This is a genomic window from Corynebacterium uberis, assembly GCF_020616335.1.
GTDB lineage: Bacteria > Actinomycetota > Actinomycetes > Mycobacteriales > Mycobacteriaceae > Corynebacterium > Corynebacterium uberis.
In genome coordinates this window covers 1698782-1725533 of the sequence record NZ_CP085051.1, presented here as the reverse complement: position 1 = coordinate 1725533, position 26752 = coordinate 1698782, and the positions used below count along the sequence as shown (strand labels likewise).

At 65.8% G+C, this 26752-nt stretch carries 24 protein-coding genes; 10 read left to right on the top strand and 14 right to left on the bottom strand.

The window, feature by feature from the left end:
* Positions 1-6: 6 nt before the first annotated feature.
* Complete coding sequence (locus tag LH390_RS07900; protein WP_227281828.1) at positions 7-1377, bottom strand: MFS transporter; 1371 nt, start codon at positions 1375-1377, stop codon at positions 7-9.
* 89 nt (positions 1378-1466) lie between these two features.
* Between LH390_RS07900 and thrC the strand changes: the two genes are divergently transcribed.
* Both thrC and LH390_RS07890 read left to right on the top strand, forming a co-directional pair.
* Positions 1467-2909: a threonine synthase gene (thrC, locus tag LH390_RS07895; protein WP_227281829.1), complete on the top strand. Its 1443-nt coding sequence runs from the start codon at positions 1467-1469 to the stop codon at positions 2907-2909.
* A 2-nt stretch (positions 2910-2911) separates the two neighbouring features.
* Positions 2912-3097, top strand: a complete 186-nt coding sequence (locus LH390_RS07890; RefSeq protein WP_227281830.1) for a hypothetical protein — start codon at positions 2912-2914, stop codon at positions 3095-3097.
* On the opposite strand, the gene LH390_RS07885 is transcribed toward LH390_RS07890, so the two are convergent.
* Together LH390_RS07885 and LH390_RS07880 are read right to left on the bottom strand one after the other, a co-directional pair.
* Positions 3094-3618, bottom strand: coding sequence for a roadblock/LC7 domain-containing protein (locus tag LH390_RS07885; RefSeq protein ID WP_227281831.1), 525 nt, complete (start codon positions 3616-3618; stop codon positions 3094-3096). The two genes, LH390_RS07890 and LH390_RS07885, sit on opposite strands and share 4 nt — an antisense overlap.
* Complete coding sequence (locus LH390_RS07880) at positions 3611-4210, bottom strand: hypothetical protein (RefSeq protein WP_227281832.1); 600 nt, start codon at positions 4208-4210, stop codon at positions 3611-3613. The genes LH390_RS07885 and LH390_RS07880 overlap by 8 nt, the downstream gene beginning before the upstream one ends.
* Before the next feature lie 429 nt (positions 4211-4639).
* On the opposite strand from LH390_RS07880, the gene LH390_RS07875 reads away from it, so the two are divergent.
* The 4 genes from LH390_RS07875 to LH390_RS07860 all read left to right on the top strand — a co-directional run bounded on the left by LH390_RS07875 (position 4640) and on the right by LH390_RS07860 (position 8381).
* Positions 4640-5011, top strand: a complete 372-nt coding sequence (locus LH390_RS07875; protein ID WP_227281833.1) for a roadblock/LC7 domain-containing protein — start codon at positions 4640-4642, stop codon at positions 5009-5011.
* Positions 5012-5152: 141 nt separating this feature from the next.
* Entirely contained in the window at positions 5153-6373 is a 1221-nt protein-coding gene (locus LH390_RS07870; RefSeq protein WP_227337363.1) for a hypothetical protein, read from the top strand.
* Between the two features lie 4 nt (positions 6374-6377).
* Positions 6378-6917 carry an NUDIX hydrolase gene (locus LH390_RS07865; protein WP_227281835.1) on the top strand — a complete coding sequence of 180 codons (540 nt, stop codon included), beginning with the start codon at positions 6378-6380 and terminating at the stop codon, positions 6915-6917.
* A gap of 18 nt (positions 6918-6935) precedes the next feature.
* The gene (locus tag LH390_RS07860) at positions 6936-8381 is read left to right on the top strand and encodes a DUF2252 family protein (protein ID WP_227281836.1); all 1446 of its coding nucleotides are present in this window, start codon (positions 6936-6938) and stop codon (positions 8379-8381) included.
* A gap of 512 nt (positions 8382-8893) precedes the next feature.
* Here LH390_RS07860 and glnA read toward each other — a convergent pair.
* A complete protein-coding gene (gene glnA, locus LH390_RS07855) occupies positions 8894-10330 on the bottom strand; it encodes a type I glutamate--ammonia ligase (protein WP_227281837.1) in 1437 nt (478 codons plus the stop codon).
* Between the two features lie 236 nt (positions 10331-10566).
* Here glnA and LH390_RS07850 point away from each other — a divergent pair, with 236 nt between their 5' ends.
* Positions 10567-11040, top strand: a complete 474-nt coding sequence (locus LH390_RS07850) for an RDD family protein (protein WP_227281838.1) — start codon at positions 10567-10569, stop codon at positions 11038-11040.
* Here the strand turns inward: LH390_RS07850 and LH390_RS07845 are convergent.
* The 7 genes from LH390_RS07845 to sucB all read right to left on the bottom strand — a co-directional run bounded on the left by LH390_RS07845 (position 11037) and on the right by sucB (position 20910).
* Positions 11037-11822, bottom strand: a complete 786-nt coding sequence (locus LH390_RS07845; RefSeq protein WP_227281839.1) for a DUF4191 domain-containing protein — start codon at positions 11820-11822, stop codon at positions 11037-11039. The genes LH390_RS07850 and LH390_RS07845 overlap by 4 nt on opposite strands.
* A 97-nt stretch (positions 11823-11919) precedes the next feature.
* Positions 11920-13011 (bottom strand): lipoyl synthase, encoded by a 1092-nt coding sequence (lipA, locus tag LH390_RS07840; protein WP_227281840.1) that lies wholly within the window; start codon positions 13009-13011, stop codon positions 11920-11922.
* A 42-nt stretch (positions 13012-13053) separates the two neighbouring features.
* Positions 13054-13809: a lipoyl(octanoyl) transferase LipB gene (gene lipB, locus LH390_RS07835; protein WP_227281841.1), complete on the bottom strand. Its 756-nt coding sequence runs from the start codon at positions 13807-13809 to the stop codon at positions 13054-13056.
* Between the two features lie 174 nt (positions 13810-13983).
* Positions 13984-14379, bottom strand: coding sequence for a glycine cleavage system protein GcvH (gcvH, locus tag LH390_RS07830; RefSeq protein ID WP_227281842.1), 396 nt, complete (start codon positions 14377-14379; stop codon positions 13984-13986).
* A 128-nt stretch (positions 14380-14507) separates the two neighbouring features.
* Positions 14508-15635 (bottom strand): glycine cleavage system aminomethyltransferase GcvT, encoded by a 1128-nt coding sequence (gcvT, locus tag LH390_RS07825; RefSeq protein ID WP_227281843.1) that lies wholly within the window; start codon positions 15633-15635, stop codon positions 14508-14510.
* A 41-nt stretch (positions 15636-15676) separates the two neighbouring features.
* A complete protein-coding gene (gene gcvP / locus LH390_RS07820; protein WP_227281844.1) occupies positions 15677-18574 on the bottom strand; it encodes an aminomethyl-transferring glycine dehydrogenase in 2898 nt (965 codons plus the stop codon).
* Positions 18575-18726: 152 nt separating this feature from the next.
* The gene (gene sucB, locus LH390_RS07815) at positions 18727-20910 is read right to left on the bottom strand and encodes a 2-oxoglutarate dehydrogenase, E2 component, dihydrolipoamide succinyltransferase (RefSeq protein ID WP_227281845.1); all 2184 of its coding nucleotides are present in this window, start codon (positions 20908-20910) and stop codon (positions 18727-18729) included.
* 154 nt (positions 20911-21064) lie between these two features.
* On the opposite strand from sucB, the gene LH390_RS07810 reads away from it, so the two are divergent.
* Positions 21065-21469, top strand: a complete 405-nt coding sequence (locus LH390_RS07810; protein ID WP_227281846.1) for an oxidoreductase — start codon at positions 21065-21067, stop codon at positions 21467-21469.
* On the opposite strand, the gene LH390_RS07805 is transcribed toward LH390_RS07810, so the two are convergent.
* The gene (locus tag LH390_RS07805) at positions 21466-23010 is read right to left on the bottom strand and encodes a leucyl aminopeptidase (protein ID WP_274709558.1); all 1545 of its coding nucleotides are present in this window, start codon (positions 23008-23010) and stop codon (positions 21466-21468) included. The two genes, LH390_RS07810 and LH390_RS07805, sit on opposite strands and share 4 nt — an antisense overlap.
* Positions 23011-23128: 118 nt before the next feature.
* Here LH390_RS07805 and LH390_RS07800 point away from each other — a divergent pair, with 118 nt between their 5' ends.
* Entirely contained in the window at positions 23129-24277 is a 1149-nt protein-coding gene (locus tag LH390_RS07800) for a branched-chain amino acid aminotransferase (protein WP_227281847.1), read from the top strand.
* Positions 24278-24284: 7 nt separating this feature from the next.
* Here the strand turns inward: LH390_RS07800 and LH390_RS07795 are convergent, their stop codons facing one another.
* Both LH390_RS07795 and LH390_RS07790 read right to left on the bottom strand, forming a co-directional pair.
* Entirely contained in the window at positions 24285-25253 is a 969-nt protein-coding gene (locus LH390_RS07795) for a nicotinate-nucleotide--dimethylbenzimidazole phosphoribosyltransferase (protein WP_227281848.1), read from the bottom strand.
* A 34-nt stretch (positions 25254-25287) separates the two neighbouring features.
* Positions 25288-26043, bottom strand: coding sequence for a DUF3043 domain-containing protein (locus tag LH390_RS07790; protein WP_227281849.1), 756 nt, complete (start codon positions 26041-26043; stop codon positions 25288-25290).
* A 268-nt stretch (positions 26044-26311) separates the two neighbouring features.
* On the opposite strand from LH390_RS07790, the gene LH390_RS07785 reads away from it, so the two are divergent.
* Positions 26312-26656, top strand: coding sequence for a HesB/IscA family protein (locus LH390_RS07785; protein WP_227281850.1), 345 nt, complete (start codon positions 26312-26314; stop codon positions 26654-26656).
* Positions 26657-26752 lie beyond the last annotated feature (96 nt).

The following is a 26752-nucleotide window of genomic DNA, read 5'->3' as shown; positions in this document are numbered from 1 at the left end:
CCAGCCTTACTCGGCAGCATCGCCGGGCGCGGTTGCGCCAAGCTCGGAGTCGTCGCGGTCAGCCGTGACGGGGGTTGAGGCCAGGCGCAGCCGCTCGCGCACGCGCCGGGTGGCCGGCCCGCGCAGCAGCGCCATGCCGATCATCCCGCAGGCCCACACCACAACCACCGTCCACAGGGCGATGCGGAAGTCTTGCCACTCGAAGAGGCGGGGGCCGCTGAGGTGGTCGAGCAGCCAGCCGATGACCTGGGCGGAGATCATGGCGGCGGTAAACCCGCCCATGTTGGCTAGCCCGGTGCCGGTGGCCACGATGCTGCGATCGAGGCCTTCGCGCACGTAGTCGAAGGCATAGTTCGAGGCGGGCACGGTGATGGCCAGGATGATGTTGAGCACGATCACCGCCCACGCGCCCCAGGGGTGGGTGGGCAGCAGGACGCCGACCCACACGAGGGTGAGGGCCGCGGTGAGGGTGAACACGAGGACGTCGCGCCGCAGCCCGAGCCGGGAGGAGAGCATGCCGTGCAGGGGGCTGGCGGTGATGAGCACCGCGGTATTGACGGTCAGCACCAGTCCGGCGGTGTGCGGGCTGAGCCCCATGCCCAGGGTCATCAGCGGCAGCCCCCACAGCAGGGTGAAGGTAAATTGCATGACCATGGAAGACCAGTGGATGAAGAATCCATACCAGCACACGGGGCTGCGCAGGACGTAGGCGAGTGCGGCGCGGCCGGCACCGCGGCGTCGAGAAGCGGTGGGCGCAGGCTCAGCGGACGCAGCACCGTGGGGGCTGTCGGCGACCGCCACCCAGCCGGCGATGGCCACCAGGACACCCGCGGCGCCCAGAGAGAGGAATGCCACCGTCCAGCCGCGCGCGTGCAGCAGCGCCAGGAAAGGAATCGCGGAGATGATCTGGCCGAGCTGCCCGATAGCGCCGGTGAGCTGGGCAAAGATGGGGGCGTGGCGCAGCGGGAACCAGAAGGGCAAAATGCGCATGGCGGACAGGAACGCCGTGGCATCACCCGCCCCGATGAAGACGCGGGCGATCAGCGCGATGGGGTAGGAGGTTGTCAGCGCCAGCGTGGCTTGGCCAATCGCCATGATCAGCGCACCGATAACCAGCAGGCGGCGGGGTCCAAAACGGTCGATGGCCATACCCGTGGGGATTTGCGCCACGGCGTAGACACCAATTTGCACGGAAGTAAACAGGGCAATGTGGGCGCCGTCTACTGAGAAACGATCAATCGCATCGACCGCAGCCACACCAAAGGAGGTTCTTCCGACAATGGCCACCAGATAAATAAGGATGGACACGGCCCAGACAAAGAGCCCTTTGCGGGTCAGGTGGGTGCGGGGGTCGCGCGGAGTAGTCGGTGCAGTCACACCTGGTACCTTAACCCCGATTGTGCGGTGACCTGGGTGCGGTGCCCTCTTCCCCGCGACGCGGGCCGGTCCCAGGTAGTATGGCCGGGGTGAAATATATCTCTACCCGCGATGATTCCCGCACACCGCATTCTTTTACTGACATTTTGCTCGGCGGCTTGGCCCCGGACGGTGGGCTCTACATGCCGGAGAGCTATCCGCTTATCGACGCCCCCCTCCTCGACTCCTGGCGCACGCTGCTGCGGGAGCGGGGCTACGCAGCTGTCGCGGCGCAGGTGCTTGCCATGTACGTCGACGACATCCCCGTTGCGGACCTAGAGCGCATGGCGCAGCGGGCCTACTCCACGCCGGCATTTTCTGACCCGCAGATCGTCCCCGTTAGCCGGCTGGATGACCGCCTGTACCTTGCACACCTGTCCTTGGGGCCCACGGCCGCGTTCAAGGACATGGCCATGCAGCTGCTCGGCGAGCTCTTTGAGTACGAGCTGGCCCGCCGCGGCGCGCGGCTCAATATCCTGGGCGCCACCTCCGGCGATACCGGATCGTCTGCGGAATATGCGATGCGCGGCCGCGACGGAATCCGAGTGTTCATGCTCACCCCGGCCGGCCGGATGACCCCCTTCCAGCAGGCCCAAATGTTTGGTCTGGACGATGCCAACATTTTCAATATTGCCTTAGACGGCGTGTTTGATGACTGCCAGGACGTAGTCAAGGCGGTCAGTGCAGACGCAGAATTTAAGGCCGAACATGCCATTGGTGCGGTCAATTCCATTAACTGGGCGCGATTGCTGGCTCAGGTGGTCTACTACATCACCAGTTGGCTTAACGTGACCGAGCGCGCAGATGAGACCGTGAGTTTCTGCGTTCCCACCGGGAATTTTGGGGATATCTGCGCCGGCCACATTGCCCGCCAGATGGGGCTTCCCATAGACAAGCTCATCGTGGCCACAAATGAGAATGACGTCCTGGATGAATTCTTCCGTACCGGAAACTACCGGGTGCGTTCTTCTGCAGAAACGCAGGCCACCTCATCGCCCTCGATGGATATCTCCCGCGCCTCCAATTTCGAGCGCTTCATCTTTGACCTGACGCAGCGGGATTCCGCACGCGTGCAGGACCTGTTTGGCACGCAGGTGCCCCAGGGCGGCTTCGAGCTGGGCGAGGACCCGCTGTTTGGCCAGATTTCGGCCGACTACGGGTTCTGCTCCGGCCGCTCCACCCACGCCGATCGCCTCGCAGCCATCAAGGCCACCTGGCAGGACTGCGGGGTGCTCATTGACCCGCACACCGCCGACGGGGTGCACGTGGCACGCCAGCTCGCCGCGGAGGTGTCCAGCCCCATTGTCTGCCTGGAGACGGCGCTGCCGGTGAAGTTCGCGGACACCATCGTGGAGGCGATCGGGCAGGAGCCGCCGGTTCCGCAGCGCTTTGCCCACATCATGGAGGCGGGCCGCCACGTGACCGATCTTCCCAATGACGTTGACGCGGTCAAGCAGTTCATTGCCCACGCCGATGACCAAGGAGTTGCATAACCATGCCGCAAGAAAGACTGGCCGGGCCGGAGTACTTTGATGACTTTGACCCGGAGGCGTTTGCCCGCAAACTGCGCGAACAGGCTGCGCAACGGGCCAAGGATGCTGCCGCCGAGGATCCTTCCGCTGCCTCCGCGGAAAGCGGGGGAGCCGGCGGGGAGGAGGGGGCGGACGCGCCTAGTAGCTAGCGGTAGTGGCGCCCGCGCGACTCATCGTCCCAGTCCGGCTCTTCGACCTTGAGGAGCGCGGAGATCTTCTGGGCGGCCTTGCGCGTGAGGTGAATGACCATGCCCAACTGCGAGTCCGTGACGGAGACCGCCAGCAGCAGGTTGTTCAGGTCCGGGTAGGGCACGGTGCACACCACCAGGACATCGCTGGGAAGCGTCATGGCCACGATGGTCTCAGCGCCCTCCTCATGGGCGTGCCCGAGCATCTGGGCCTGCGCCCCGGAGACGCCGGCGAGGGAGGAGTTCAGCGCCGCGAGCTGGGCGCCAGTCTCAGCAGAATCGAGGCCGATGGAGCACACGTGGAGCCCGTCGCCGGTGCCCACTACGAGTGCCTTGGTGTTGTCCACGTCTTCATATAGCTCTGCCAGGACGGGCAAGATGGTGGCCGCTAGGCCTTCGGAGCCGAGGTTAGACGAGCGCAGCTGGTCGCGCGGGTCGGGACGGTCGGAAAGCTGAGCATCGGAAAACCGGCGACTACTCATCGGTTTTGACCTCCGGGGAAGAATAGCCCACGGCAGCGCTGATCAGGTCCATGACCTGGTCCGCTCGCCGGGGATCGACGGCTTTGACTGGAATATCAGGGTAGCGATGTTTGCGCAGCACCGCACGGACTTCTTCCGTGTCATGTGCATGCGCGAAGTTGATGGCGATGGTCATCTGATGGGCGCGCGGGCGTCCGCCGCCGCGGGCAATCCACCGGAGGACCTGGAGCTCTAGGTTGCCATCCGCGCCATTGACCCAGATGACAATCCGCGCGGTGGGGTTGAATAGGGGGCCTCGCGACCAGCGGAAGCGCTCTTGGCCGGCGGTTCCGAAGAGCCCGATGACGCGGCCGTCGGGAAGCCGAACCATGCCGTAGTCAATGCCCACGGTGGTGGTGACTTTGGACTCTAGCTCCGCGAGGAATCCAACGGCATGGCGCGGGCGTGTAAGGGCAGCCTCCGCCGAGATGGGCTCAGTGACGGACACGGACACGACCGCTGTAGTCTTTCCCACTCCGACCGGCCCGATGAAGATGAGCTCGGCGTCGCTGGGGGATCCCACAAAAACGGTGTCATGTCCAGTGCGCGCCACGGGTGCCACGTGCGTCTTCGCATGTCTGCGGCCGCGAGGCGGCATGTAGTTCTCCTGGATTGAAAGTAGATGGGCAGGGTAAACGGCAATGTGTTGAGGCGCCCTGCCACGTCCTGACACGGCAAACCTCAACACCCGTACCTTTATCAGATTCTATGCTGTGCTGCGAGATCATGCGCTAGTGTGGGCAACCGCATGCATGCGCGGCTTCGCGGTGCGCAGTGATTCTGAGTAAGACCATTGGGCCTTTGCGGCGCCCCTAGCGGCTGGCAAAGACTGCCGATGACAGGGCGCTGGCATCTCGACTATCATCGCGTAGGACAATGTCACATATCTCGAAACAATGGGCCACACCACCCGGTTCGAGATTGCGGGTGTGCCCATAAACCAAGGGTGCCGGCAACAACGCATGAGAAAGGTTCACTGTCGATGTCGAGCCAAGATGATTTGAAGAACATGCTCAATTCGATCGCGGGCGATCTGGATAACCTGATCGGCGCCTCCGTGGTTGATCTGGATACGGGCATGACTCTGGCCACGGTTTCTCGGTCTACAGATTTTGACCTTGAAGTCGCCTCCGCATTCGACTCAGAGGTACTTAAGTCCAAGCTCAAGGCAATTTATGCGCTGAATCTGGATTCGCAGCTGGAAGATATGCTGCTGACCCTTTCGGATCAGCTTCATCTCATCCGCCCGTTGAGCGAGTCTGAATTCCTCTTTGTTGCTACTTCTCGGCGAAGCACCAACTTGGCGATGCTGCGCGCGGTAGTCAATCGCCGAATCGGCGCCCTCGGACATTGAAGGGCGCGGCGGGGCGACGCCGCTGAGGAGAATTCCGCATCGGCATCGCGCTCGTCACGACTATCTGAGGAGCCCGAGCTATCGGCGCTATCCTCACCGGACCCGCAGCCGCGGTCTCGCCGCGAGTCCCTATCCCAGTCCGTGCGACTAGGCGCGGACGCTGACCGGGTGGCGCCCCCGGAGTCAGCGTCCCGAACCACCAGCACAGACACAAGCGATGACGCGTCCGACTTTGCGTCGACCCCGGACACCGCCACGCGTGTGGAGCGCCCGGAGCCGACGCCCCGGACGCCAGCAGCGCCCGCGGACCAGGAGTCGCGCACCCTTAAGGGCGAGCCTTCCCTGGAGCAGGACGAACGCCACGAGCCCCAGCGGTACCCGTCCGCTGGCACGCCGTCATCGCGTCCGGCCTATTACCAAGCATCCGTGGCCGCCCAGCGCCACAAGAACACGGCGGCGCACGCTGAGGCAGCGCCGCCCACCGGCTGGCAGGAGGCTATGACCCCGGCGCCAGAGGAGGGGTACGCGGCCGCGCCTATCGGCGACCAGGCCACGCCGTATTACGAGGCCGGCCAGACCTTCGCCCCGCAGCCCATGGGCCAGCCAGCGCCGCAATCAGCCGCGCAGTCGCCCGTACCGGGACGGGCGCCTGGGGCACCTGCCCGACCTATTTCGCAGCCTCCGCGCCCCCGCGGCCTGGAAGGCATGCCGGTAGTGCCGGGTGCTCCCGCCCAACATGCGCCTTCTGCGCCGGCGGGGCACCCGCAGGCCAGCCCTGATAGTGCTCAAGCCCAGCGGTACGCCACCCCGCGGCCCGTTTCGGCGCCGCCGCGCAGCGTTCCGGGCCCCCAGACGCAGCCCCCCGCCCAGGTGGCGCAGGGCGTGGCCCGTCCGAGCATGACCCCGCCGGAAGCGCAGCTGCCGCAGCCGACCTCCCAGCAGGGGCAAGGCCAGGCGCCGGGAACGCAACCGCGCCCGGCTGTGACCACGGCGCCGCCAGCGCCAGCACCCGCTGCACAGGTCCCCGCAGCTCAGGGCCCCGCAACGCGGCTGCCGCAGCAGCAGTCCCAGTTGCTGCAACAGCTGCCGCAGGCTCAGCGGATTTCTCAGCCGCCGCAGCCGGCCCAGCGAGTTCAGCCTGCACAGCCGCAGCAGCCTGCACAGACCGCTGCCCAGGCCCCCCAGGCGCCTCAGGCACCTCAGGCGCCGCAGCCTGTACAGTCGGGGCACCAGGCTGCGGAGGTAGTCACCCCGCCGCCGCTTGAGGCTCCTACCTCCGGCCAGGAGGGTTTCAAATTCAGTGACTGGCTCGAGTCCTGGCGTGAACGTCAGGGAGTTGGGCAGTCGCAGACAGAAAGCTAGGTCAATGGCTACCCCTGATTTCATCGTTGAGCTGCGGCGCACCATTGGGCACGCCCCTTTGTGGGTGCCGGGAGTCACCGCGATTGTGGTCAGGGATATCGCGCCGGACGCACCTGCGTGGGCAACCCCGCAGGTGCTCCTGGTGCGCAGGGCGGATTCGGGGAAGTGGACCCCGGTGACGGGGATTGTTGACCCCGGCGAGCAGGCTGACGAGGCCGCGGTGCGGGAAGTCCGGGAGGAAACCGGCTTAGAAACCGTCGCGCAGGCCCTCCTGGGGGTCGGGGCAGTGGGGCCGGTGGTCTACCCCAATGGGGACGAATGCAGCTTCATGGACACCGCCCTGCGGCTTCGCGTCAGCGGGGATAACTATGATCCCGTCGTCGGCGATGACGAGTCCACGGATGTGGGCTGGTTTGAATTGTCCCAGCTGCCGGAGATGGCGCCGCGATTCCGGCTGCTGTGCGCGGACGCGGTGGCCCAGTTGCGCCACCCACGCGGTTTTCAGCCCAGGATGGGGTACCACAAGCGGCCCGCGGGTCACTAGGGCTGGCATGCTGGAGGCATGTCTGAATCTCAGGTGCCTTCGCGTGATGCTGCCGAGCTTTTGGAATCGGTGGTGGAGCTTGGACTGCCCAGTAGCCGACGGGCGGTGGTGCCGGCGCACCGGCGGCGTCGGCACGCGTTTCGCCAGTTTGCCCAGGACACCGCGCGCGGGGAGGTCACGGTGCCGCCCACGCTCCTGTCGCCCGCCCAGCGCAAGCTGCACATCCGCGACACCGTGATCGAGGATCACCTGCTGCGCATGCGGCTGGTTCCCAGTGCGGTCAGCGATAAGCTGCGGGCGCTTGCCCAGGACCCATTCACATTTTTTCGTGGCACAGCATTGTTGTATTACCGCGATATTGCGGGAACGGATGCGCATCTTCCTTTTGCCCCCACCGTGGGAGACGTCCACCCGGAGAACTTTGGCATTTTGCCGGGTGGAGATGGCCAGCCCCTTTTCGACCTCAACGATATGGATGAGGCCTGGGCGGCGCCCTTTACCTGGGACCTCCAACGGGGTGCCGTGGGATTTGCCTTGGCCGCCGGGCAGCTGGGTGCCGGGGCAAAAAAGGAAGCGAAGATTGCCCGCAAATTCAGTGAGAGCTATTTGGATACCATGGGCCTGTGCGCGCGTGATCCTGAAGCCGCGCAGGTGCGCATCCGGGCCGATAATGCGCCTAAGGTGCTGCGCAACTCTTTTGCCAAGGCGCAGCGTAGTCGCGGTAAATTCCTGAGCAAGCATGTTGATAGCGCCGCAGGGCGGTTCCGGGAGACCGAACGGATCCATCGGCGACCCGCCCTCGCGCCGACGATCCACACCCTGCTCGGTCCGTACCGGAATCGTGTCGCCGACCGTGACCTAGACCTTCCAACCGGGTTCTTTGATGTTCTGGACGTAGCCGTGAGATCGGGTTCTGGCACCGCGTCGCGCGGTTTGGCTCGTTTGTGGGTCCTCGTTTCCGGCTTTGGGGACGTGCCCGTGATCATCGAGCTAAAAATGTCGCGGCACTCGGCCCTTGATGGGCTGGCGCCGGAATGGGGGCGGGCCGATCACGCGATGGCGGGCGCGCCGGCGCCGGCGCAGCGCATCGCAGAAGCCTTCGCGGCCTTCGTCCCCAACGCTGATCCGCTGTATGGTCATGCGGAGATCGCCGGCGTGAGCTTCTTGATCCGCGAGCGCGGCCCCCAGAAGGTCAACATTGACATCACTGACTTCGACCTCACCGGATTAAAGAAGTACGCCAAGCTGTGCGGGGCGACGCTCGCCCGGCTCCACGTCCGCGCCGCAGGGCTTCTCGACGCCCCCGGCCAGACCCTCGCCCGCCGCGTCACCACCGCAGGCAGCGCCCGAGTCTTTGGCAGCGACGTCGCCGACTTCGTCGCAGAAACGGCCGCCCAGGTGCGTGCGGATCACCGCCTCTTTGTGCAGGATTGGCGCAACGGGGCTTTTGACCTGCTGAACTAGCCCGCAGCCTGTTACCGGATGGGTCAGCAGTGGGCTGTACTGGTAGTAAATGTCGCGGGACCTGGTGGCGGCCACGCCGCCCCAGAATCAGCAAAGGCCGGGTTCAAGTCGACCATGTGCACCCACTGCCCATCTGGGCGCTGCTGGTAGCAGGTGAGGCGGCCGATGTACTCGCGGGTGAACAGGCAGCGCACCATCTTGCGATGGGGGAGTAGACGAGCTGATCCGTGATCTCGTGGTAGGGGCGGTCTGCCGGGGGAGGCTTCCATGGCATTGGCGGCTGCGGAGCCGCTTGCCGTGATGAGGAGCGCCGCGCGGGAGCCGCCAGTAGGCCGGTGGTCCGGGCATGGGGTACAGACGACAATCGCCCCGCCAGAAGCTGGCGAGGCGAGGGCGTGGCATGTCCGGGCAGTGTCCACGAGTGTGATCCGGTGGACTTCCACAGGGTCACGGCATGCCGAGCGTGTGCCTAGAGCGCGCCGCGCGGGCGCGTCGCAGACAAACTCTTATGTTTAGCAGTCGAAGTACATCTCGAACTCCAGCGGCGTAGGACGCAGCCGCGCGGGGGAGATTTCGTTGTCGTACTTGTACTGGATGTAGGTGTCCACCAGGTCCTCGGTAAAGACGTTGCCTTCGGTGAGGAATTCGTTGTCTTCCTCCAGCGCCTTGAGCGAGGCCTCCAGTGAGGTCGGGGCCTGGGGGATGGACTTGGCTTCCTCCGGGGGCAGTTCGTAGAGATCCTTGTCCACCGGTGCGTGCGGCTCGATGCGGTTCTTCACGCCATCCAGACCGGCGAGCATCATCGCAGACAGTCCCAGGTAGGGGTTGCCCGAGGGGTCCGGGGCACGGAACTCGATGCGCTTGGCCTTGGGGTTGGACCCGGTGATCGGGATGCGCACGGCGGCAGAGCGGTTGCGCTGGGAGTACACCAGGTTGATGGGGGCCTCAAAGCCGGGGACCAGGCGGTGGTAGGAGTTCAAGGTGGGGTTGGTAAACGCCAGGACCGCGCCTGCGTGGTGGAGGATGCCGCCGATGTAGTAGCGGGCGACGTCGGAAAGCCCTGCGTAGCCGGACTCATCGTGGAACAGCGGCTTGCCGTCCTTCCACAGGGACTGGTGGGCGTGCATGCCGGAGCCGTTGTCGCCGGCGAGCGGCTTGGGCATGAAGGTGGCGGTCTTGCCGGCGCGGGCGGCGGTGTTCTTGATGATGTACTTGAACGATTGCAGGTCGTCTGCGGCGTGGAGCAGGGTGTTGAACTTGTAGTTGATTTCCTGCTGGCCGCCGGTGCCTACCTCGTGGTGGAAGCGCTCGATTTCAAAGCCGGAGTCGGCGAGGATGCGTGCCATCTCATCGCGCAGTTCCATGGTCTGGTCGTAGGGCGGGACGGGGAAGTAGCCGCCCTTGAGGCGGTTCTTGTAGCCGGTGTTCGCGGAGCCGTCGAGGTTGGTGACCTCGCCACGGTTCCACCAGCCTTCGTCCGAATCCACCTCGAAGAAGGAGTGGTTGGTTTCTGCCGCGTAGCGCACGGAATCAAAGAGATAAAACTCGGCTTCTAGGCCAAAGCTGCAGGTATCGGCGATCCCGGTGGAGGTCAGGTACTCCTCAGCCTTGCGGGCCACATTGCGAGGATCGCGGGAGAAGGGTTCGCGGGTGAAGGGGTCGTGGACAAAGAACTTAACGTTGAGGGTTTTAGTGGATCGGAAGGGATCCAGGCTTGCGGTGGCGATGTCGGGCAGCAGGTTCATGTCCGACTCGTCGATGGTGGTAAACCCGCGGATGGAGGAGCCGTCGAAGGCTAATCCCTCTTCCATTGCCTCTTCATCGAATGCGGAGGCGGGGATGGTGAAGTGCTGCTCGATGCCGGGGACGTCGGTGAATCGAACGTCGACGAATTCCACCTCCTCATCCTTGATGAATTTCAGCAGTTCCTCTTGGGAGGTGAAGGCCACAGTCGCTCCTTGGCTCGTCGCGTGAGTCTGACAGTTGGGGTCGAGCGGCACGCCGACGGGACGCGGGTGAGATTTGGTCGCCCGCACCGGTGCGCCGCGATGGACGCAGCCTAGTATACGTCCTTCGCCGGATTTCTATCGTTCAATCTGTTAGAAGTTTTCTTCCCTGGGCCAATCGCGGACCAATCCCGGGCCAAGGTGGGGGACTGCCTGCGGGTTCGGCTACATTGGAGCGCATGGCACAACCGAAGCGCACATGGCTCGACGGTCCCCTCATCCCGTCTCAATTCTCTGACGATGAAGCCGGCTTTTACCCCGGCCAAGGGTTGGGTTTACCGCGTAGTGGTCCAGGTTCCTTGGCCACGGTGATGCGGCGCGCGGTGGGGGTATTCATCGACTGGACGGTTGCCTACATTGTGGCGGGATTCGTCGGCATGTTCACCACTGCGCTGGGCAACGTCCCCACGATGGCCTACCTATTTTTCTTCCTCATGGGCACCATCAGCGGATGGATCTTCGCCCGTACCCCCGGGCAGGCGGTGTTAGGAATGGGTGTTGCGCGTGTCGACGCCCCCGGCTCCCGCGTCGGCTTCGTCCGCGCGCTGGCACGCACCGCCCTGACGTGCCTGATCTTCCCCGCAGCCCTCGTCGACGCCGATGGCCGCGGCATGCATGACCGCGCCACCGGCACCACAGTCATCCGGGGCTAGTTCTTCTTAGAACGCTCGGCGGTGCGGCGCGCCCGCCGGTTCATACCGGACATCTTCGCGCCCTTGGGGATCGGGCCCTTGGGCAAACCCGCTTGGCCAGCGCCAGGCCCGGAGGCGTCCATGGCCTCCACACGGGCGTTGATGGGGTAGACGTCATCCTTCTTGTAGTTGCGCGGCAGCTTGAGCAGCTCGCGCTGCAGCTTCTTCAGCGGCACTTCATCGTCGCCGTCGCCGGCGTAGATCTCATAAATCGGCACCCCACCGACCAGGCGGTTGAGCCGCTTCTTCTGCTGCTCCATCAGTGGGCGCACGCGGTGTCGGTGGCCTTCACCAACAAGGATGATCCCCGGCACGCCGATGACTCGGTGCACGGCGTCCATGTGGGTGGTTGCGGCAACCGCGGTCTTGGTAAACCACACCACGCCGACCGTATTGCGCATGTTTTCTAGCGCCCAGCCGGCGGCGCCGGGGGTATCGGCCGCCTTGTCATACATGGTCGATTCGATGCGGCGACTAAAAATCCACATGGCCAGCACCAGGCCCAGGCCAATGCCCAGGATGAGCATGAACCACTGCCCGCGGAAGAGCAAGCCGATGAGGAAGAAGACCAAGGCCAGGCCCACCACGGCGGCAAGCATGAGGGGGACTAAGGCCTTATCCTGCTTACGCTGGATATTAAAGGCCTGCCACACCTGCTTGTAGTTTTGCTTACGTTGCGTGCGCTTGGCTGCGCGTTGTTCCTTCTTGGCGGCCTTGGCTGCCGCCTTATTTTGGTCAGCCATGACCTCCACAATAGGGGATGGGGCGGCGCGGGCTACAACTGTCTCTGCCTTGCGCCGCAGGCCCTAGCGTGGCGCAGGCCGAAGCATGGCGCAGTCCCTAGCGCGCCGCGGCACTGGCAGCGGCGGCGGCAGACAGGCCTGCCACCGCGGCGGTGCTCACCGGAGTCTCCTGGGAGGGGCCGTACTTGTGCAGCAGCGTGGAGGCTTCCTGCGCGGTGGTGCCCTGGGCGGTACGCGCCAGGTGTGCCAGGTTGGCGGGAAGCTCCAGGCCGCGGGCGGCCATGGCCTGGGAATAGAGTTTGCCGGCGCGGTAGGAGGAGCGCACCAAGGGGCCGGACATGACGGCGCCGAAGCCAAGCTCGGTGGCGTAGTCCGCGTACTCCACGAACTCTTCCGGGCGAACCCAGCGGTCAATGGGGTGGTACATGGGGCCGGGGCGCAGGTACTGGGTGATGGTGATGATGTCACAGCCTGCGCTGTGGAGGTCGCTGAGCGCGTCCATGATTTCTTCGCGCGTTTCTCCCATCCCCAGGATGAGGTTGGACTTGGTGATCAGCCCAAAGTCGCGGGCCTGCCGGATGACGTCGAGGGAGCGGTCATAGCGGAAGGCCGGGCGGATGCGCCGGAAGATCCGCGGCACGGTTTCCACGTTGTGGGCAAAGACCTCGGGGCGGGACTCAAAGACCTCTGCGAGCAGGTCTGGCTTGCCGGAGAAGTCCGGGACCAGGTTTTCTACTCCGGTGTTGGGGTTGAGGCGGTGGATTTGGCGGACCACTTCGGCGTAGAGCCAGGCGCCTTCATCCTCAAGGTCATCGCGGGTGACCCCGGTGATGGTGGAGTAGTTCAGCCCCATCTCGCGGACGGACTGGGCTACGCGCAGGGGCTCCTGGCGGTCGAGGGGCTCGGGCCGGGCGGAGTTGATCATGCAGAAGTCGCAGCGCCGGGAGCAGTTTGCGCCGCCGATGAGGAAGGTGGCTTCGCGTGATTCCCAGCACTCGTGAATGTTGGGGCACCCGGCCTCTTGGCACACGGTGTGTAAGGAGGCGCCGGAGACGCGCCGCTTCATGTCCTGGTACTCAGGCCCGTTTTTGACCTGGTTGCGGATCCAGCGCGGCTTGTGCTCGATGGGAGTTTGGGCGTTCCGCTTTTCAATGCGGAGCAGCTTGCGTCCTTCGGGTGCAATAGTCACGCCTGCCACCCTACCCGTTTGCCGGGTGCGGCCTAAAGATCATCACCTGTTTCGGGGGAGACCTTTGGTGGGGTCGGGGGCCTGCCCGAAGGTGTGGTCGGCGACGATGAGCCTGCCTTCGAGGGCGTCGATAAGCGCCTCTACCAGCGGGGCAGTCATCTCTGTGACGGAGACCGGGCGGCCTAGTTCCTCGCTGAGGGTGGTCACGCCGGCGTCGGCGATGCCGCAGGGAACAATGTGGTCGTAGTATTCCAGGCTGTTGCAACAGTTGAGTGCAAGTCCGTGCATGGTTACGCCGCGGGTGATGCGGATGCCCAGCGCCGCAACCTTGCGGTCGGGGCGGGTGCCATCGTCGGGCACCCACACGCCGGAGCGGCCGTCGATGCGCCCAGCAGTGGTCACGCCCACGGCGCGCACGGCCTGGATGATGGCTTCTTCGAGGCGGCGAACGTAGTCCACCACGTCAACGGGGTCAGCCAGCTTGATAATGGGGTAGACCACCAGCTGTCCGGGCCCGTGCCACGTGATTCGCCCGCCGCGATCGACGTCAATGACAGGCAGCCCGTTATCGGGGCGGTCGGAGGGTTGGGTGCGCTTTCCTGCCGTGTAGGTGTTCGGGTGCTCAAGGACCAGGATCTGGTCGGGGATGTCTTCGCGGTGGCGCGAAGCCGCCAGCTCAGCCTGGTAGTCCCACGCCTGTTGGTAGTCAACGGTGCCAAGGTTGCGCACGTGGGGGGCGCTGGAGGAGTCCCGGATGGACAGATCAGCCGGGAAGAAGGGGTCACGGGGCGCGTTCATGATAATTCTTACGCTACCCTGACGCCCCTTCGTGTTCACTGTCGCCAGGTCGAGCAGGCCTCGTGAGTCTCCTGCCCGCCTCGCGGGGCCATCTGGTGCGGTGATGGCCGGCGGGGCGGGCAGGCGGAGGGGGTAAGGGCAGCGGGAGGGGAGGTCCTTTCCGCGGTCGTGGGCTTAGAGGCCGTTGGCCTCGGCGTAACCGGCGGCGTCGGTCAGCTCCCCGACCTCGGTGACCTCGACTTCGTAGAGCCAGCCTTCGCCGAAGGGATCGCTGTTGATCACGGCGTAGTCGTCCTCGAGGGCCTCATTGATGGCGGTGACGGTGCCGGTGACTGGGGCGAAGAGATCGGAGACGGACTTGGTTGATTCCACCTCGCCGCAGGGCTCCCCGGCGGTGATGGAGTCGCCCACCTCCGGCAGCTCGGCGAAGACTACCTCGCCGAGGCGATCGGTGGCCACGGAGGTAATGCCCACGCGCACGGTGGCGCCCACGGCATCTTCGACGGGAGTGTTAATCCACTCGTGATCGTCGGAGTAGGAGAAATCCTGGGGGAGAGCAGCTTCAGACATGGTGAGCGGGCCTTCCTAAAGGTATGGGGAAAAACGGGTTGGCACAGCGATGGCCAAGCGTCTTTAGTGTACCGGTCCGCCCCCACGCATGCGGGCACAATCCCGCCGGGAGTGGGGGCGAAAAGGGGCTAGCGTTTCCGGGAGTAGAACGGCGTGCTGACAACCTCGAAGGGGTAGCGCTTGCCGCGAATGTCTACCTCCACCTTTGTGCCGGGGGTGGCCAGCTCGCGGTCAAGGTAGGCCAGGGCGATGGGGTGGCCCAGGGTGGGGGAGGGCTGTCCGGAGGTCACCTCGCCGACGACCTGATCGGTCTCGGTGACTATCGACGCCCCCGCCCGTGCGGCTCGCTTGCCGCTCGAGCTTAAGCCCACGAGCACCCGCGCAGGCGGGGTGTTCTTGGCCTCCAGCAGCGCCTCGCGGCCCACCCAGTCGCCAGCCTTCTTCGCAGACACCATCATGGCCATGCCGGCATCAACGGGCGTGAGGTCCTCGCTGAGCTCGTTGCCGTAGAGCGGCATCGCGGCCTCTAGGCGCAGGGAATCCCGCGCGGCCAGGCCGGCGGGAATGAGCCCAAGATCCGCGCCAGCGTCCAGCAGCGCCTGCCACAGCTCCGCGGCATTCGCGTTGGCGGTGTAGAGCTCAAAGCCGTCTTCTCCGGTATAGCCGGTGCGCGCCAGCATCACGTCAGCGATGCCGGCCACCGGCAGCGGCACGGCGGCGTAGTAGCCCAGCTCGGTGACGGTGGTGGCGGTATCTTCGCCGGGCGCTACCACGCGCAGAAGGATCTCCTCGGCGCGCGGGCCCTGCAAAGCAATGAGCGCGGTCTCGGTTGATTCGTCGCGGAGGGTGACGTCAAATCCCTGCGCACGCTCCTGGAAGGCGGAGACAATCTTCTCGGTGTTCGAGGCGTTGGGGATGACCAGGAACTCTTCCTCGCCCAGCCGGTAGGTGATCAGGTCGTCGAGGATGCCGCCGTCGGGTCGCACCATCATGGAGTACTTGGCCTTGCCCACCTTCATGGCAGACAGCGTGGACACCAGGCAATAGTCCAGGAACGCGGCGGCGTCCGGGCCGGTGACACGGACTTCACCCATGTGGGACAGGTCAAACAAGCCGGCGGCTTCGCGCACGGCGCGGTGTTCTTCCAACTCCCGGCCGTATTTCAACGGCATGTTCCAGGCGCCAAAGGGGGTAAAGCTGGCGCCGAGTTCTTCGTGCTGGGCGTGAAGGGGGGAGTTTCTCAGCTCTGCTGACATCGGGGGGATTCTCCTTTTTGCGGGGACAGTGATGGGGCGTGCTAGGCCAGGGAGGGATCTTCGAAGGCTTCCGGGGGCGGGCAGGAGCACACCAAGTGGCGGTCACCATAGGCCTCATCGATGCGGCGCACCGGCGGGAAGTACTTGGTGCGGGGCAACTCCGCCAGCGGCCAGGCGGCCTCCTCACGACTGAAGGGGTAGGGCCACTCGGTGGCAGAGACGCTGTGCGCGGTGAAGGGAGCGTGGTGGAGCACGCTGTCCTGGCAGTCCACCTTGCCGTCGATGACTTGCTGGATTTCGCGGCGGATGGCGCGCATGGCGGCGATGAAGCGGTCGAGCTCCGCCAGATCCTCGGATTCGGTGGGCTCAACCATCAGGGTGCCGGCGACGGGGAAGGCCAGGGTCGGGGCGTGGAAGCCGTAGTCGATGAGGCGCTTGCACACGTCGGCTGCGGTGACCCCGGAGGCGTCGGTAAGCGCGCGCAGGTCCAGGATGCACTCGTGGGCGACGAGCCCGGCATCACCGGAGTAGAGCACGGGGAAGTCCTCGCGCAGCTGTGCGGCCAGGTAGTTGGCGCCCAGGATGGCGTGGGCGGTGGCCGCGGCCAGACCCGTGGTGCCGGACATAGCAATGTAGGCCCAGGAGATGGGCAGCACCCCGGCGGATCCGTAGCGTGACGCGGCGACGGGAACCCCAGTGTCAGTTGCGGCGGGGGCCACGGGATCGACGCTGTTGGCGTCGGTGGGCAGGAAGTCCACCAGGTGCGCGGCCACCCCAATGGGGCCCACGCCGGGTCCGCCGCCACCGTGGGGAATGGTGAAGGTCTTGTGCAGATTCAGGTGGCTGACATCGCCGCCGAACTCGCCGGGCCGCGCGATGCCAGCCAGGGCGTTCATGTTCGCGCCGTCGATGTAGACCTGGCCGCCCACGGCGTGGACGTCGTGGCAGACCTGGGCGACGGTGTCCTCGAAAACGCCGTGGGTCGACGGGTAGGTGATCATGATTGCCGCGATGTGGTTGCCGTGCTCGTCGAGCTTGGCGCGCAGATCATCCAGGTCAATGGAGCCGTCCTGGGCGGTGGCAACCACCACTACTCGCAGGTTAGCCAGTGCGGCTGATGCGGCGTTGGTGCCGTGTGCTGACTGAGGAATCAGGCAGATGTCCCGGCCGTGATCGCCGCGGGAGACGTGATAGCGCCGGATGGCCAGCAGCCCGGCCAGTTCACCCATGGATCCGGCGTTGGGTTGGACGCTGACCTTGGCGTATCCGGTCAGCTGGGCCAGCCAGTCTTCCAGCTCGCCGATGAGCTCGCGCCAGCCGGCGGTATCTGACTCGGGGGCGAAGGGGTGGATGTTGGCAAACTCGGGCCAGCTGATCGGCTCCATGCCCGCGGTGGGGTTGAGCTTCATCGTGCAGGAACCCAGCGGAATCATGGTGCGGTCGAGGGCCAGATCCTTGTCCGACAGGCCGCGCAGGTAGCGCATCATCTGGGTTTCGGAGTGGATGGTGGAGAAGATCTCATGGGTCAGCGTGGGGGTGGTGCGCACCAGCTCGGCGGGCAGCGCCGAGGCCGGTGCGGCGGCGTCGGCGGCAGTGTCGCCGGTGTCCGGCGCGCCGAAGATCGCGGCGAGCGCGCGCACGTCAGCAGGCGTGGCGGACTCCCCAAAGGAGACGCAGACCGTGTCCTGCCCGATGTGGCGCAGCAGGTAGCCCGCCTGGTGGGCCTGGTCGACGATCTCGGCCGCCCGGCCGTGCGTGTTCACCGCGACGGTGTCAAAGAACGCCTCATGGTTTACCGTGGCCTCCGGGGCGTCGGCGACCCGGGCGGCAAAGTCTGCGGCCAGCCCGTGGACGCGCGAGGCAATCTTCTTCAGCCCTTCCGGCCCGTGATACACCGCGTACATGGAGGCCACCTCCGCCAGCAGGGCCTGCGCGGTGCAGATGTTGGAGGTGGCGCGCTCGCGGCGAATGTGCTGCTCACGGGTCTGGAGTGCCAGCCGGTAGGCCGGGTAGCCTTCCGCGTCCTTAGACACGCCCACCAGCCGGCCTGGCATCTGACGCTTGATCTTGTCCGTGACCGCCATGAAGGCCGCGTGCGGGCCGCCGAAGAACAGGGGCACGCCAAAGCGCTGGGAGGAGCCGATGGCAATGTCTGCCCCCAGGTCCCCGGGAGAGGCGAGCAGTTGCAGCGCCAGGAGGTCACAGGCCACGGCGGCCAGGCCGCCGCGGGTGTGCATGTCTGCGATGATGTCGCTCGGATCGATGAGGTCGCCCTCGGTGCCCGGGTAGGCGATGACCACACCCACGTAGTCTTCGCCCACCAGCGCCCCACTTAGCGCGGTGACTTCCACCTCAAGCTCGAGGGTGCGGGCCCGCTCGGTGGCCACGGCCAGCACCTGCGGGTGCAGGCGCGCGTCGAGCAGGATGCGGCGGCCCTTCTTCTTGGCCCGGGACATCAGACCCACGGCTTCCGCCACGGCGGAGGCCTCATCGAGCAGGGAGGCGTTGGCTACCGGCAGGCCGGTGAGCTGGCTGACCATCGTCTGGAAGTTCAGCAGCGCTTCCAGGCGGCCCTGGGAGATTTCCGGCTGGTAGGGGGTGTAGGCGGTGTACCAGGCGGGGTCTTCCAACAGGCCGCGCCGGATGACCGGCGGGGTGAGGGTGTCGTAGTAGCCCTGGCCGTAGAAGGACTTGGTGACGACGTTCTTTTCTGCCAGTGCCCGGAGACGCTCCTGGGCCTGGTCCTCGCTTAAGGGTGCGTGTAGTCCAACAAGGTCCGGGACGTCGCTGTCCCGGATGGCGGCGGGCATCGCGGCGTCGATAAGCGATTCCAGGCTGTCATACCCCACGGCGGCGAGCATGGTTTCCTGCTCGGCGGGGTTGGGTCCGATGTGGCGTGCGATGTAGGAAGAACGGTCGCTGACGGTGGTCAGTTTCATCGAAGCGTCGGGCTCCTTGTGTATTCATCGAGGGGACATGGGACGCCTCAAAGTATATGGACAACCCGCCTGGCCGGGGGTGCTGAAATGCGGCACACCCCCGCTCACCGGGCGTTAGTACCCGGGGCGGGGGTGTGCGGCAGGGGCAGGGCCTAGAGCTCGAGGTCGCCTTCGAAGTCGGCCTTTTCCAGGCGGTCGCGGACCGTGGTCATGAAACGACCAGCGTCAGCGCCGTCGACGAGCTGGTGATCGTAGGTCAGCGGCAGGAAGACCATTTGCCGGATGGCAATGGAGTCGATGCCGTCATCAGAGACCACCACCGGGCGCTTAACAATGGCGCCGGTGCCCATGATGCCGGCCTGCGGCGGCGTGAGGATCGGCGTGTCAGACAGCGCACCCTCGGAACCAATGTTGGTGATGGTAAACGTGCCGCCGGCAAGATCGTTGGGCTTGAGCTTGCTGTTGCGGGCGCGGTCGGCCAGATCCACAATCTCCTTGGCCAACTCCGGCAGGGACTTGTCCTGCGCGTCGTGGATGACCGGGGTGAGCAACCCGTTGGGGGTATCCACCGCGATCGCCAGGTTCACACCCGGGTGGTAGGTGATCTCCTTGGTCTCCGCGTTGTAGGACGCGTTGACATTCGGGTGAGACACCAGCGCCTCCACCACGGCCTTGGCAAAGAACGGCAGGTAGGTCAGGTTGACGCCGTGCTTGTCCTGGAACGCCGGCTTGTTGGCCTTGCGCAGCTCCGCCACGCGGGTCATGTCCACCTCGTGCAGCTGGGTCAGCTGCGCGGAGGTCTGCAGGGCTTCCACGGTCTTCTTGGCGGTGATCTGCCGGATCCGGTTGGCCTTCTGGGTGGTGCCGCGCAGCTTCGCCTTCTCCGGGTCCACCGACTTCGTCGACGGGCCGGAGGTCTTCGCGCTGTGCGACGCCGCCGGGGCGCCCTCCTGCTTCTTCGTTGCCGCACCCTCGGCTGCCGCGAGCACGTCCTGCTTGCGGATGCGCCCGCCCACGCCAGTGCCCTCAATCGTGGTCAGGTCCACGCCGTGCTTCTCGGCGAGCTTGCGCACCAGCGGGGTGACATAGGGCAGCTTGCCGGAACCGGAGCCCGCCGACGCGGACTTAGCCGGCTTCTTCGCTTTCTCGACCGTTGCGTTGTCCTCCTTGGACTCCGCCTCCGTGGTGGCCTCCTCGGAGGGGACCTCGCGGTCTTCCTCGGCCTTCGGGGTGGGCTCTTCCTTGGGCTCTTCCTTGGCCTTCGGCTCTTCCTTGGGTTCTTCCTTGGGCTCGTCGGCCGGGGTGGTGTCCGGCTTGTCGGAGCCGCCCGTGGCTGCGGACTTGTCGCCGATGCGGGCGATGACCTCGCCGACGTCGACGGTGTCATCTTCCTGGGCGAGGATCTCTAGCAGGGTTCCGGCCACCGGGGAGGGGACTTCGGTGTCCACCTTGTCGGTGGAGACTTCCAGGAGGGGTTCGTCTGCGGCGACGGTATCGCCGACGGACTTCAGCCACTGGGTAATGGTGCCTTCGGTGACAGACTCGCCCAGCTCCGGCATGGCCACATCGGTGGCCTCTCCGGCGGGCTCGCTGCTGGCCTGGGACTCTTCAGGGGCAGCCTCCTTGGGCTCTTCCTTGGCCTTCGGCTCTTCCTTGGGTTCTTCCTTGGGCTCGTCGGCCGGAGTGGTGTCCGGCTTGTCGGAGCCGCCCGTGGCTGCGGACTTGTCGCCGATGCGGGCGATGACCTCGCCGACGTCGACGGTGTCATCTTCCTGGGCGAGGATCTCTAGCAGGGTTCCGGCCACCGGGGAGGGGACTTCGGTGTCCACCTTGTCGGTGGAGACTTCCAGGAGGGGTTCATCTGCGGCGACGGTATCGCCGACGGACTTCAGCCACTGGGTAATGGTGCCTTCGGTGACAGACTCGCCCAGCTCCGGCATGGCCACATCGGTGGCCTGCGCGTTGCTGTTCGACTCCGCTGCTTCCTCCTTGTGCGAGGCAGCAGGCTCGGAATCCTCCTGTGACTCGGCGGGCGCCTCCTGCTTACTGTCGGCCTTGTCCGGCGTGTCTTCGGCCTTGTCCTCGGCGGGGGCCTCGCCCTCCTCACCGATGATGGCAATGACTTCGCCGACGTCGACGGTGTCATCTTCCTGCGCCTTGATTTCCAAGAGCACACCGCTAGCTGGCGAGGGAACCTCAGTATCTACCTTGTCGGTAGATACCTCCAGGAGTGGTTCGTCTGCTGAGACGGTATCTCCGACGGATTTCAGCCACTGGGTAATCGTGCCTTCGGTGACGGATTCGCCCAGTTCGGGCATCTCTACAGAGAACGCCATTGTGTCAGACTCCTCGAAAAGTCGGTTGGTGGAAGCTAGTACCCTAACCGTACCTGGTGGGGGTGAGATTGGTGGGCTCAAGCACACCCCAAAGCTTCAAGCCCAGTATGCGGCTAGTGTCCGATCAGGGTGTAGGCCACTACGATGGTATGCCGTGTTCTCATTGTTTCGCCGCCGCAGCAAAAAGCAGGGCCCCCGCCCGCCCCGAGCCCCGGGGCAGACCCTGCGCGATGAGGACGCACGGGCTCTGACCCGGTGGGCCGCAGGACGCCACGGCTTGGAGGCGTATGTGGAGCCGGAGACCTTTGTCAATGAGATGTCTGTTGTGCTTGTCGACGCCGCGGGGGAGTTCACCCGGCGACCCATCGGCGGGCCTAAAGGCATCGACGCGGTAGCCAAGCTCATCGCCTGCCCCGTCTATGACGTCGAAGAGACCGGCTACCCCCAGCGGATGCGCAACCGTATCGAGCGCGAGCGGTTGCTGCGAAACCGGGAAAAACACCAGCGCCGCCGCGCCCAATTTGAACGCGGCGAGCTGCCTGATGAGCCCCCGGCCTAGTCCTCGGCGGTGAACTCGCCTGCGGCGACCTTTTCCAGGAAGGCCAGGAAGGTGCGCACCGGCACCCCGGAGGCGCGCTTCGGGGTGTACCCATAGGCCGATCCCTCATTCCAGGAGGGGCCAGCGATGTCCACGTGCGCCCACTCGATGCCCTCGGCGACGAACTTAGACAAGTAGGTGCCGGCATAGAGCATGCCGCCGGACCGGGAATTCGGCGAGTTGCGGATGTCCGCGATCGGGGATACCACCGTGGTCAGGTGCTCCTCTACCAGCGGCATCGCCCACGCGTTTTCTCCCACCTCGCGGCCCAAGCGGGCGACCTCGTCGCGCAGCCGCTCAGTTCCCATCACCCCGGCGGTGCGGTCGCCCAGCGCGACGATCTGGGCGCCGGTCAGGGTGGCCGTATCCAGCAGGAAGTCCGGCTCATCCTCGCTGGCGCGGGCCAGGGCGTCGGCGAGCACCAGGCGGCCCTCGGCGTCGGTGTTAATCACCTCAGAGGTCGTGCCACCGTAGTGGGTGATCACATCTCCAGGCCGGGTGGCAGACCCGGAGGGCATGTTTTCTGCCAGCGGCAGCGTGGCGGTCACAGCAACCTTGAGCCCGCGTGCCGCGGCGGCAAAGACGGTGGCGGCCGCGGCGGCGGAACCGCCCATGTCAGAGATCATGTCCTCCATCTTGGCGGCGCGCTTGAGGGAGATTCCGCCGGTATCAAAGGTGATGCCCTTGCCCACCAGCGCCACGGTCGACCCCTGCGCGTCCTGCGGCTTCCAGGACAGGCGCACCACCCGGGGCGGGTGTGCGGAGCCCTGGCCTACGGCCACAACGCCGCCGAAGCCCTGGCTGTCCAGCTCGTCTGGGCCTAAGACCTCGCAGTCCACGCCGGCGCGCTGGGCAACCGTGGCCAGGATCTGGGCATAGTTTTCCGGATAGAGCAGGTTGGAGGGGGTGTTGACCAGGTCGCGGGTAAAGCACACGGCCTCAGCCCCAGCGACCGCAGCCGCTGCCGTTTCTTGGGTGTCTGCGGAATCATCCGAGGCGAGCACCCACACCTGGATCGGGCGTGCGTGCTTATCGGCGCGCAACCCGGGGTAGTCATAGGCACCCAGGATCGCGCCCTCAATGGCGGGTGCTAGCCCGTAGTGGCCAAGGGCGGTAGCTACGCTGTCTACCTCGCCCAGCTGGCGCAACGCCGCACCGCTGGCACGCCGCAGGGCCTCGTCGTCGAGCTGCTCGGGGTCGCCCAATCCCACGGCAAGGACCGTGTAGTCCGGGGCGGGGTCAGTGCCGATGGCCACATGCGTGGTGGCGCCGAGGGTCGCGCTGAAGCGGACGGCAGACAGGGCGTCGAGAAGCCAACGCACCTGCGCCTCAGACAGCCCACCAGCGGGAGGGATCGGCAGCTCCAGGCCGTCAGCGCCGGCGAAGACACCCACGATGAGCACCTGCGTTTCCGGCGGGATGCTCGTGGCAACTGTGGCCGTGGCGCGAGCACCACTGGCTGCTAAAACGTCAGAATAAAGAGCGGTTGAATGTTGGGACAAAACCATCACCTTTCAGCGCCACACATAACGGCGGCGCAGAGACTGCACGTGCTTCCATGGCAAGGAAGCGCCGGAAACCCAGCATAGAGGCTCTTCGTCAGGTGTACCTTGGATCTCTATGACAACACTTAAGTTCACCATTGAGCGTTCCGCCCACCCCACCCCCGACGCCGAGCGGGAGGCCATCCTGGCCAACCCGGCCTTCGGACAACAATTCACCGACCACATGGTCCGCATTGACTGGGATAAGGAGTCCGGGTGGCACGACGCCCGCGTGGTTCCCTTTGGCACCATCGAGCTCTCCCCGGCGGCCAGCGTGCTGCACTACGGGCAGGCGATCTTCGAAGGCATCAAGGCCTACCGGCTTCCGGACGGCACCATTGCCACCTTCCGACCGGAGCAAAACGCCGCCCGCATGCAGCGCTCCGCGCACCGCATGGCCATGCCAGAGCTGCCCGCCGAAGACTTCCTAGAGGCCGTCCGGGTGCTCGTGGACGTGGACCAAGACTGGGTCCCCGCGCCCGGTGGGGAAGAGTCCCTCTACCTGCGTCCCTTCATGTTTGCCACCGAGGCCACGCTCGGGGTGCACCCCTCCAATAGCTACACGTTCCTGCTCATCGCCTCACCCTCCGGCGCCTACTTCACCGGCGGCATCTCCCCGGTGAGTGTCTGGCTGTGCGAGGACTACGTGCGCGCCGCCCCGGGTGGCACGGGTGCCGCGAAGTTCGCCGGCAACTACGCCGCCTCCCTGCTGGCCCAGGCGCAGGCCGCAGACAAGGGCTGTGACCAGGTGGTCTGGCTCGACGCCCGCGAGCACACCTACATCGAGGAAATGGGCGGCATGAACCTCATGTTCATCTACGGCTCCGAAGACTCCCCCCAGGGCGTCACGGTGGTCACACCTGAGCTGTCCGGCTCCCTGCTGCCCGGAGTCACCCGCGACTCCCTGCTCCAGGTCGCCCGCGACCTGGGCTACCACACCGAGGAGCGCAAGATCTCCAAGCAGGAATGGGAACAAGACGCCACCACCGGCACGATGTCGGAGGCACTGGCCTGCGGCACCGCCGCCGTGTTGACCCCCGTGGGCACCGTGCGTACCGCCCACGGCGAATTCACCGTCGGCGACAACAAGCCCGGCCCGGTCACCCTCAAGCTGCGCGAAGCGCTCACCGCCATCCAGCGCGGTGAGGCTGACGACGTCCACGGGTGGAGCTACCCGCTGGTCCAGGCCCAGGGGTCCACGGCTGCGCCGACCGAGCAGGACTAGCGCGAAACTAGGAGGGATCCGCGGGTTCGTCGTCTGCGGGTTCTTCGTCCGCGGGGGTGGGTGCGGCAAGGCGGGCGGTGGCCTGCACCATGCCCAGGGTGGTCAGCGCCCCGCAGCCACCCCCCAGCGGCAGATTCATGGCGTAAAGGGCCTTGATGCCCAGGCGCGCCAGCACGAGTCTGTGCGCCGGTTGCGGCGTGAGCACGCCGGCCAGCAACCAGTGGCGGGTGCCCTGCGCGAGTGCCTCTGCGCACCAGGCTGCGGCCGCCTCCACCAGGCCGTCGATGATCACCGGCGTGCGGCGCACCGCCGCCTGCGCGATGATGCCCACCAGGCATTGGAGTGCGGCGGGGGCGCAGGCCAGCAGCGCTTCTAAAGGCTCGCTGCTCAGATCGCGCGCGCGGAACATACCGTCGCGCACCCGGGCGACGTCCGCGCGCCAGCGGGTTGCATCATTGTGCGCGAAGCCCACCAGGGCTACAGGCTCCGTCCGGGTCAACGCCCCAAACAGGGTGAGGGCGTCGGCCTCATCGACGCACAGGGGGGACACCGTGGGAATGATCAGATCGCACCCCGAGTCCACGGCGGAATCAACCGCGGCAATCCCGGCTGCAACGGCCCAGGTTGTCTGCTCCGGCCCCTCGGTGAGGGGGACCGGCTGTACGGTCGCTTCGCTTCCTGCGATGAAGGCGGCCAGTGGGTCAGCACCCCCCTCCACGTCTGCGGCTGAAGCCTCGGAGTAACCCGCCGGTGCATGGACGGCCAGGACTCTGGGGTCGCGCAGTGGGGAAGGGGAGACGGTGGCCTGGGTCGCGGCGAGGAAGCCGAGGACGTCGGCAAGCCTGCCCAGCTGCTCGCGGCGCAGCGGGCTCACCGGAGAAGTGGGGGTGTTCAGCAGGCGCACGGCCTCGCTACGCGACTGAATATCCACCGCCTCGACCGGGCCGAAAAGCTCAGCGACGTCGCCTGCGTCCATGGACCCTCCTTGAATCATGACAGTGGCGCCGGGATTAATTCACCGGATCGCCGATGTTCACGCGAGCGCGCGGGGAGCGCCACTTGCGCGGCTGGGTGGCCCGAGAAAAGCCGTAGAAGCCGAGCCCAAATCCCGTCTGGGAGGAGTCCGGGAACTTCTTCCGCGTCGCCCGATTAAGCCGAATACCCAGGGTAACCCCTTCCACGAAGAAGATCGCGATGACCACCAGGGACGCCAGCGAGACCGCGCCGGCAAAAGCCGGGCTGACATTGCTGAGCACCATGACCACCAGCAAAAACAGCGCGAAGGGCATGACCCAGTTCAGTGCGAAGCGCCGCGCATCCACCCAATCTCGGGCAAACGCGCGCTCGGCGCCGCGGTCCCGGGCAAGCAAGAAGCGCTCATCGCCACGATCGATGGCCGCCTGCGTCTCGCGCTGCCGCTCCCGCGAGCGCTCGCGCTCCTTGCGCTTGTAGTCCTTCCACTCCTGCTTGCTCATGGAAGCCTTGAGCTCCTTGCGCTTCTCGCGCTGCTGTGCCGGAGTCGTAGGAGCCATGGCTGCGCCCCGGATGACGCCGCGCTCTAATTCCTGCTCGCGGCGGGTAGGGGTGGGCCGACCCTTGGGCGGGGTGTAGCCCTTGGGTAGTGGCTTGTCCGCCGCCGCGGTGCTGTTGCCGTTGGTGCGGTCGCCGCCGCGCGTGGAGCCGCCCGACGCGGATACGGCGGTGGCCCCGGCAGACTCTGCGGCAGGGTCGGAGGAGTTCTGGGAGGATCGCCAAGGAAGTTTCACGGATATGACTCTACAATCTCACCGTGCACCATTGCCTGCGAGCCTTGCTACACGCGTGCAGTGCGCACTGCCGCCCTGCGCGCCGGGCGCTAGAAGGCGAGGGAATCTGCGGGCAGGCTCCCGCGTTGTACCACTCACATAGAGTCCCCCGGCTGCACCCCCATCGCCTGCAAGGGTAGGGTGGTCGGCGATACGGGGACCCGGAAGCGCACAGCGCGTCATTCCGCTACCACTGTCACAGTCGAACCTGTCTAGGAGAAACCAGACCATGACCGCACCGTCTACAGCAACCGGCGTCACGCTTTCCGACGCCGCCGCCGCCAAAGCCAAGGCGCTCCTCGATCAGGAGGGTCGCGACGACCTCGCCCTGCGCATCGCAGTCCAGCCCGGCGGCTGCGCGGGCTTGCGCTACCAGCTCTACTTTGACGACCGCACCCTCGACGGCGACAAGACCGACGAGTTTGGCGGTGTCCGCCTGGTGGTGGACAAGATGTCCGTTCCCTACCTGATGGGCGCGACCATCGACTTCGCCGACACCATCGAGCAGCAGGGCTTTACCATCGATAACCCCAACGCCACGGGATCCTGCGCCTGCGGCGACTCCTTTAACTAAACAGGGTTCGCACAGACCCCCTGGAGGGTTCGAGTCTGACCTGCCGGTCTATCCGGCGGGACTCGAGACCTCCCAGGGGGTCTGTTGTGTCACTAG